The 8578-nt window shown below is 46.8% G+C and carries 8 protein-coding genes and 1 pseudogene; 6 read left to right on the forward strand and 3 right to left on the reverse strand.

Features of this window, described 5'->3' with window-relative positions; translation table 11 throughout:
* Positions 1-383: pseudogene (locus AC4E7D_RS08075) on the forward strand (FAD-binding oxidoreductase); the annotation flags it as partial.
* Here AC4E7D_RS08075 and AC4E7D_RS08080 read toward each other — a convergent pair.
* Positions 369-1241, reverse strand: a complete 873-nt coding sequence (locus tag AC4E7D_RS08080) for a UDP-2,3-diacylglucosamine diphosphatase (RefSeq protein WP_490173297.1) — start codon at positions 1239-1241, stop codon at positions 369-371. The pseudogene AC4E7D_RS08075 and the gene AC4E7D_RS08080 sit on opposite strands and share 15 nt — an antisense overlap.
* Before the next feature lie 222 nt (positions 1242-1463).
* On the opposite strand from AC4E7D_RS08080, the gene aroC reads away from it, so the two are divergent.
* The 5 genes from aroC (at position 1464) to AC4E7D_RS08105 (ending at position 6953) form a co-directional block, all read left to right on the forward strand.
* Complete coding sequence (aroC, locus tag AC4E7D_RS08085; protein ID WP_490173298.1) at positions 1464-2531, forward strand: chorismate synthase; 1068 nt, start codon at positions 1464-1466, stop codon at positions 2529-2531.
* 63 nt (positions 2532-2594) lie between these two features.
* The gene (locus AC4E7D_RS08090; protein ID WP_490173299.1) at positions 2595-3917 is read left to right on the forward strand and encodes a dicarboxylate/amino acid:cation symporter; all 1323 of its coding nucleotides are present in this window, start codon (positions 2595-2597) and stop codon (positions 3915-3917) included.
* Between the two features lie 15 nt (positions 3918-3932).
* Positions 3933-4964, forward strand: coding sequence for a glutathione synthase (gene gshB, locus AC4E7D_RS08095; RefSeq protein WP_490173300.1), 1032 nt, complete (start codon positions 3933-3935; stop codon positions 4962-4964).
* Complete coding sequence (locus AC4E7D_RS08100; RefSeq protein WP_490173301.1) at positions 4957-5784, forward strand: N-formylglutamate amidohydrolase; 828 nt, start codon at positions 4957-4959, stop codon at positions 5782-5784. Before gshB ends, AC4E7D_RS08100 begins: the two co-directional genes overlap by 8 nt.
* Positions 5781-6953, forward strand: a complete 1173-nt coding sequence (locus AC4E7D_RS08105) for a peptidase MATCAP family protein (protein ID WP_490173302.1) — start codon at positions 5781-5783, stop codon at positions 6951-6953. Before AC4E7D_RS08100 ends, AC4E7D_RS08105 begins: the two co-directional genes overlap by 4 nt.
* Before the next feature lies 1 nt (position 6954).
* Here AC4E7D_RS08105 and AC4E7D_RS08110 read toward each other — a convergent pair whose 3' ends face one another.
* Positions 6955-7365: a thiol-disulfide oxidoreductase DCC family protein gene (locus AC4E7D_RS08110; RefSeq protein ID WP_490173303.1), complete on the reverse strand. Its 411-nt coding sequence runs from the start codon at positions 7363-7365 to the stop codon at positions 6955-6957.
* The coding region (locus AC4E7D_RS08115; RefSeq protein ID WP_490173304.1) for a MutS-related protein at positions 7362-8578 on the reverse strand (1217 nt) is incomplete at its 5' end. The genes AC4E7D_RS08110 and AC4E7D_RS08115, both read right to left, overlap by 4 nt.

Below are 8578 nucleotides of genomic sequence, written 5' to 3' on the forward strand. Positions count from 1 at the left end.
CAGCAGAGGCCAATGCAGGGCGCATAGGTCCCGAAGCCTTTACCACCGAAGCGAGACAGGTTAAAATACATGCGCATTGCCATCAAAAGGCCTTATCCAATCAAAAAGTAACCTTTGACATCCTGAATTTACCTGTAAACTACCAGGTAAGTATCATAAATGCAGGATGTTGCGGGATGGCCGGTTCCTTTGGGTATGAAAAAGAACACTATGCTGTGAGTATGAAAGCAGGGGAACTGCGCTTGTTCCCAGCCATCCGTAATTCAGAAAATGCTTTGATCGCCGCCAATGGGACCAGTTGCAGACATCAGATCAAGGATGGAACTGGTGTTATCGCGCAACACCCGGTAAGTATATTGAGGCGAGCTCTAGTCGTCTGCTGATCCTTCATCGATTTGCGTCGCCTCCTTATCTTCTTCCCGGAGGTCGACAATAGAGGAGATCAGGTCGTTCATGTTCATAGACTTCAACTCTTCGTCTGCAAAGAAGGGGGATAGTTTATCATGGCTGTAGTGGTAGATCTTCCACCTTTTGAAAGAGTATTCCAGGGCCGTCAGGTTTTCTACCCAGTCCCCGGAATTGAGGTAGGTGGTTTTGCCGTGTTTGTTTTCGTAGAGTTCTTTCTTGGGTTGATGGATATGGCCGCAGATCACATAGTCGTAGCCATTCTCAATGGCCAGGTCAGCAGCCGTTTTTTCGAAATCGCCAATATATTTTACTGCACTTTTTACCCCTTTTTTAATGCGTTTGGCAATGGAATATTTCTCCCGACCCATTTTGGTAAGACACCAATTGAGAATACGGTTGATCAGGATCAGGATATCGTAGCCGTATCCGCCCAACTTCGCCAAAAATCTGGCGTTTTGGATGGAAACATCAAAAACATCCCCGTGGAAAAACCAGGCTTTACGGCCATCTATATCAAGGACCAGCTTATTAAGGATGTTAAAATTGCCCACAGTACTACCTGCGAATTTTCTTAGTGTTTCGTCGTGGTTTCCTGTAATGTAATAGACTTCAGTGCCATGGGAGGCCAAACTGATGATCTTTTTGATTACCCGTAAGTGTGCTGGCGGGAAGTAACGCTTACTGAATTGCCAGATGTCTACAATATCCCCGTTAAGGATCAGCTTTTTGGGCTTGATGCTGCTGAGATAAGCGATCAATTCATCGGCATGGCATCCGTAGGTACCCAGGTGCACATCAGAAATTACAGCAATATCTATTTGTCGCTTTCTCAAGGATTCGTGTCTTGTTGGCAAAATTAGACCCAGAGGTATAATAAAATGATTACGTTCAGATCATTAATTATTAACGTGAGGGTTAAGCTTAGATTAAGTGCATCTGCCCATTGTTAAGGGAACATTAAGCAGACAGTTTTTGGTGCAGAGTATATTTCAGATTACCTTTGGTCAGGTACCAATCGGCGCATTAAATTTGAAGTACGCAATTAAAACCAACCTTTGATGGGGAACACATTTGGCAGAATATTCCGACTCACGACTTACGGGGAATCCCATGGAAAGGCTATTGGCGGCATCATTGATGGCTGCCCGGCCGGGATTGCACTTGACCTGGAAGCGGTGCAGGGGGAACTGGACAGGAGAAGGCCGGGCCAATCTGCCATAGTTACACAGCGAAAGGAAGCCGACCGGGTAGTATTCCAATCTGGGATATTTGAAGGTAAGACAACGGGGACTCCCATAGGTTTTATCATTGAGAATACAAATCAAAAATCGAAGGACTACGGGCACATCAAGGATTCCTACCGTCCATCCCATGCGGACCTTGTCTACGACAAGAAGTACGGATTTCGCGATTACCGTGGCGGGGGCAGGAGCTCGGCAAGGGAAACCGCCTGCAGGGTAGTTGCGGGTGCGGTTGCTAAACAATTCCTTAGGGATATCCAGTTCCATGCCTTTGTTTCACAGGTAGGTTCAGTTGCCTTAAACCGTCCGATACAGGAAATTGATTTTGAATTGACGGAGTCTAACCCTGTGCGTTGCCCGGATCCCGGTACGGCACAGGAGATGGAGGCCCTGATCCGTAAGGTGAGAAAGGAAGGCGATACCATAGGGGGAGTGATCACCTGTGTAGTGAAGAATGTACCTGTGGGCCTTGGTGAACCCGTTTTCGACAAACTCCATGCAGAACTGGGAAAAGCCATGCTGTCCATTAATGCTGTAAAGGGTTTTGAATATGGCTCTGGATTTGCCGGTGTGGAGATGAGGGGCAGCGAACACAATGATCGTTACAATGAAGATGGTACTACCCAAACCAATCACAGTGGAGGCGTCCAGGGAGGGATCAGCAATGGTATGGATATCTATTTCCGCGTAGCGTTCAAGCCCGTGGCCACATTGATCCAGGCTTACGATACCATAGATAAGGAGGGGAAGTCTGTATCTGTTCAGGGCAAGGGAAGGCACGACCCCTGTGTTGTACCCAGGGCCGTACCTATCGTAGAAGCCATGGCCGCTCTGGTTTTGGCTGATCACAGCCTTCTGGCACGCACCAACCGCATGGGTTAAGGACCATTCATTGCGAATTGCGGTCAAAACCTTATCTTCCCCCTTAAAACCAACTCGTATTTCATGAAGAAACTGGAATTGCACTGGAGGATTTTGATCGGGATGGTCCTGGGACTCCTTTTTGGATTTGTGATGACCTACCCGACGTGGGGTCGGGATCTTGTACAGGACTGGATCAATCCATTCGGAACCATTTTTGTCAAGTTGCTTAAGCTCATTGCCATTCCGCTTATCCTGGCGTCACTGGTCAAAGGGATTTCTGATCTCAAGGACATTTCTAAATTTCGGCGTATCGGATTAAGAACCATACTGATCTATGTCTGTACAACCGTCGTTGCCATTACCATAGGATTGTTATTGGTTAACATCTTGCGGCCCGGGGACGGCATATCAGATGAAACAGTTGCCCAATTAACCGAAACCTATGCGTCAGACACCAGCGTAGTATCCAAGATCGAGGAGGCCTCCAAGCAACGGGAACGGCCACTGGGCTTCCTGGAAGATATGGTGCCGGATAACGCCATAGGGGCTATGAGTGACAATGCCCTGATGCTGCAGGTCATCTTCTTTACCATTTTCCTTGGAATTTCCATGTTGTTAATAGGGGAGGAGCGGGCCAAACCGTTAAAGCAATTCTTTGACGCCCTGAACGATGTGGTCCTGAAAATGGTAGACCTTATCATGCTTACGGCCCCATTTGCGGTTTTTGCCCTTCTGGCCAACGTAGTGGCTTCCTCTGGGGATCCTGACCTGTTGATCGCGCTCCTCAAATATGCGGGAGTAGTGGTGCTGGGTCTGGCATTAATGATTGTCTTTTATTCCCTGGTTGTAGCTTCCTACACGAAAAAGAATGCCTTTTGGTTTCTGAAAGAAATTAGTCCGGCCCAGTTACTTGCCTTTTCTACGAGCTCGAGCGCTGCAACCCTTCCGGTTACCATGGAACGGGTGGAAGAGCATATAGGCGTTGACAAAGAGGTGTCCAGTTTTGTTCTCCCTGTGGGAGCTACGATCAATATGGATGGCACCAGTCTCTACCAGGGGGTGGCAGCTGTATTTATTGCCCAGGCCCTGGCCTTTGATTTGACGCTCTGGGGTCAGCTTACCATTGTCCTTACCGCTCTTCTCGCCTCTATTGGATCAGCAGCCGTACCAGGTGCTGGGATGGTTATGCTGGTTATTGTGTTGGAGTCTATAGGCTTTCCGTCAGACAAGCTGGCCATTGGATTAGCCCTAATCTTTGCGGTAGACCGACCTTTGGACATGTGCCGAACAGTCATCAATGTAACGGGGGATGCTACTGTCTCTATGGTCGTTGGAAAATCGGTCGGGAAACTCGGTGAACCCCGTGTTGAAGATTGGGATAAACACTACGATGAAGTAAAATAATATAAAACCGTCCCCATGAATATTTGTTTTCTGATGTATCCCTGGGAGGAAATTGATCCCGAAAATGATACCAGCCTGGCCCTGATTCATGAATGCCTAAAGCGTAACCACGGTGTGGCGCTTTGTACTCCGGCCAACCTCACGATCCGGAATTCTGTTACCAATGCGTTCTGTTCCGTGGTCAACCGGATGGAAAAAGTACCCTTAAGCCTTAAGAGTTTCTACAAAAAGGCTACGCTTCGCGAGGAGATGCTACCCCTTGCAGGTTTTGATGTGCTCTTCATGAGGGCCAATCCGCCTTTGGATCCCATAATGCTAAATTTTCTTGATTCGGTTAAGGACGATGTCTTTATTATCAATTCCCTTCAGGGACTTAGAGAGGCGAACAACAAATTGTATACCGCCGCATTCGGGGATAGCCATAACAATATCATTCCGGCCACCCATGTGTCCAAAAACAAGAATTACCTGGTCCGGATGATCAAGGAATCCAGCGCTGATAAGATGATCCTGAAACCCCTGAATGGCTTTGGGGGCTCAGGTGTAATCCTGATCGAAAAAGCAGCCATGTCTAACATCAAATCCCTGCTAGATTTTTACATCACCAATGCAGATGGCAGCTCTAACTATGTCATCCTGCAGGATTATATTGAAGGGGCTGATAAAGGGGATGTCCGTATCCTCATCCTTAACGGGGAACCCATTGGGGCCATGCGGCGTATTCCAGGCTCTGATGACCACAGGTCTAACGTTTCAGCAGGTGGATCGGTAGCCAAACACCAGCTTACAAAAGAGGAAAAGGCCCTGTGTAAGCAGATAGGCCCCAAGCTTGTGAAAGACGGGCTGTATTTTGTGGGTATTGATGTTATTGGTGGTAAACTGGTCGAGGTTAATGTGATGTCCCCTGGAGGGATCACGTATATGAACAAAGCTTACAAAACCAAGATCCAGGCCAAAGTGATCGACTTTATAGAAAGCAAGGTGTTAGATAAACTGCAGGCTTTTGACCGCAGGTCCCGCCTGCGAAATGAAGTGGAGAATGCTTAGGTTACCTGCCGCCGAAATTATCAGTCGCATAGCCAGGAAGGAGGTTTTTGAGGCTGTTGCCGAAGACTATTCCTTTACCCTAAAAATTGAACGATACACCCCCTATGTATGCGGTGCAGTACATGATGGCCACCAGTTTCGCAAATCCCTCTGGGACAATTGTCTTCATACAGAATACGAACGCTGGTATGAAGAAGACCCTTCTACCAAAGATATGGTAGCCAGCCATCCTATTGTCATCGCCGGTTGTGACAGTAGGTTTGAATACGACCTCAACCGGCCACCAGACGGGGCGATTTACTCTGATGCATGGGGGAAACAGCTGTGGAAGGAACCCCTGTCAAAAACCGAATACGATCACAGCCTACAAAAACACGCAACCTTCTACGAGGTAACACATGCCCTGATTCAAAAGCTGGAACAATTATTCCCCAGGGTGATCGTATTTGATATGCATAGCTATAACTGGAAACGCTGGGAACGCGAAGTCCCCACCTGGAACCTGGGCACGGCCAATATCAATAACGAACGCTTTGGTAGTATAGTGAATTCATGGCAGGAAAAGCTAAGTAAGATGCACTTTCCCCACGGGATCAGGGCAACAACTGGAATCAATGATACGTTCCAGGGGAATGGTTTTTTCCTCAAATACATCACCACGACTTTCCCCAATACCTTAGTACTGGCTACGGAAATTGCCAAGGTATATTGCGATGAATACAGCGGCATTATCTACCCTGAAGTTGTTAAGGCAGTGAGTGAACAACTAAAAGAATTAATACCTTTGCAGGCTAAGGAATTTGAAGAAGCCCATTTATGAAGCCTGACAATAACCTGGCATTGCAGCAAGAGAAATATGCACCCTTATTTGAAATTGACGGGAACCTGGACCGGCTGGTTAGGCGTATCGAATTGCTTAGCTATGTAAATCCCCTGAATGTGGAAAAGGAGAAACACCGTTTCTTTACTTCCAAATACCTTTACGAACCTCAATTTAAATACCCCAAGTTAAAATTTGACCCCTATAAGCTGCATCGGCTGTTTTTCGCCCAGCGCCTGGAGCGCATTGCGGATGAAAAGCTGCACGACCTCTACCGGGATGTGCTCTACCACTATGCCAATATGGTACAGTGTATCGAAACCATAGGAAGGGGAAAGGAGTTTTACTATAATTCCCTGAGAATTTACGGATCCCCGAGAGAGCGTGATGTCAAGAACGCACAGTTCATACTGCATTATGCAAACGAACCTGGAGGCCTGGATATGGAAAAGGTGTTTACTGCTGAGGAGGCAAGGGCATATTTTGAACAGTTCGCAACGCAGTATGATTTCCCGCTTAACATCAGGTTTTCCACCCATATTGCCGCAGACGCCATGGTGAGCAATGCCACCCAAACGCTGCTGATCAAACGGAATGCACTTTTCAGCAAGAATCAATTGCTAACACTTGCCAACCACGAAATAGCTGTTCATTTGGTTACAACCTTTAATGGCTTGCTGCAGCCTTTAAAAATTTTCTCACATGGATTTCCGAAGAATGTAGAAACCCAGGAAGGGCTTGCGGTATTTAGTGAATATATGAGTGGAGCTCTTACTTTAAAGAGGCTTAAAGAGCTAGCTTACAGAGTAATAGCATCTGATAGTTTAATCAAAGGTTACAACTTTTCAGACACCTTCGACCTGATCCACAATCAGTATAAACTCAATAAGCAGGAAGCGTTTTATATTACCCTGAGGGCACACAGAGGTGGGGGCTTCACCAAGGACCGTCTATACCTGAGCGGGCTTCGGAAGATCTACAGGCGATATCGAAAGGGGCATGCTATGGAGCCCTTACTTTCTGGAAAGGTGGCCCTCGAATATGAAGACAGAGTGGCGTATTTAAAGGAACTAGGCCTGGCTAATGAAATCACCTATACGAACAAGGCGTTCAACACCAAAATGAACAGTAACCCTACCCTGGATTTTATTTTGGACAACCTGAAATAAGCTACTCCAGAAATTTTGCTTTTATCTCCGGATCTGGGATCATGCAGTGATCTTTTCGACCAAACCAGCGGTACCTGTTTTTTGCAACCCGGTCATACACCCAATTGCTAATTACTGGAGGGACCCATTCAAAAATGGCCAGTGCCCCCCAAAGGCCACCGAACTTCTTGCCGATCCTGAGAGCAGCTGATGCCTTGGTATAGTAGGCCTTCCCCGGTTCAATTAAGATGATGGAATCTACTTTTTGGGTGTCAATGTTACGTTCTGAAGTGAGGCTTTTCCCGATGTCACTCTGTAGGGCAGCAAAACGGTAAAGGTCCGTTTTATCTTTTTTTATGATAAACTGTACGGCACGATTACACAGGTTGCACACCCCGTCAAAAAGGATAATGTTGTGTTCCTCAGTTGTCATGCCTTTGATTCCACCAATTCTAGTTGTTCTACTCCAACATTAGTCGTGAAGACGCCGTAATTCACAACAGCCTTCCCTTTTTCCAGGCTGTCGATGGTACCCACGGCTTTGCCGTCATAAAGCCTCACACGATCACCGACCTTGAAAACAGGGCGTGGTTGGTCTTTCTTTAATTTTTCTGCTTTCTTTTGTGCCGCCTTTTTGTTTTTGCGGACAATTTTCACTTCTTCTTTTAATTCCTCGGCGATTTTGACCTTTTTCTCACGGGCCGCTTTGGCCTCCTTTGCGCTTTTCTTTTTGCGTTTGCTGTTTTCGGTTTCTACGATCCGGATCAATTCGGAAACCATGGGCCTCTTCTTCTTGTCGTGAAAATAGCGCTCCGCTACCGTATTTACTTTATTTCCCAGGTAGATCATGCGCTGGTTATGATCATACAGTTCCTGATAATTCTCCAGTTTGGTTTTGAGTTTGGCATTGAGGATCTTACTCTTTTGTGCCGCATCTTTTGCCCTGGATTCTTCTTCCTGCAAACGACTTCCGGTTTTAGCCATTTTGGTACGTTCCTTCTGCAGTTTAGCTATAGTGGCATCAAACCGCACCTTACCTCGGGATACTTTTTTCTTGGCCTTGTTGATCAAGCTGAAAGGAATGCCATTTTTCTGCGCCACTTCAAAAGTGAAGGAACTTCCCGGCTGTCCCATTTCCAATTGAAAGGTGGGCTCGAGCGTATGGCTGTCAAAAAGCATGTTCGCATTGGTGGCGCAGGGCAGTTCGTTGGCAAGGGCCTTCAGGTTGGCATAATGCGTGGTTATGACTCCAAAGGACTGGGCTTCGTAGAATACCTCAAGGAAGACCTCGGCCAGCGCTCCACCCAATTCAGGATCACTACCCGTCCCGAATTCATCAATTAGGAAAAGCGTGTTCTGATTGCACTTTTTGAGGAACCGGCTCATGTTTTTCAAGCGGTAGCTGTAGGTGCTCAAATGGTTTTCAATGGATTGATTGTCCCCTATATCCGTTAGTACCTTTTCGAAGAGGCATAAGCTGCTGCGTTCATGCACCGGGATCAATAAGCCACTCTGCAGCATTACCTGCAACAATCCAATAGTTTTCAAAGTTATGCTCTTCCCACCGGCATTGGGCCCGGAAATAACGATAATGCGGTTATCCGGATGCAACTCAATGGTTTGTGGCCATGTTTTTTGCTTGTTCT

The organism is Lentiprolixibacter sp., assembly GCF_982873095.1.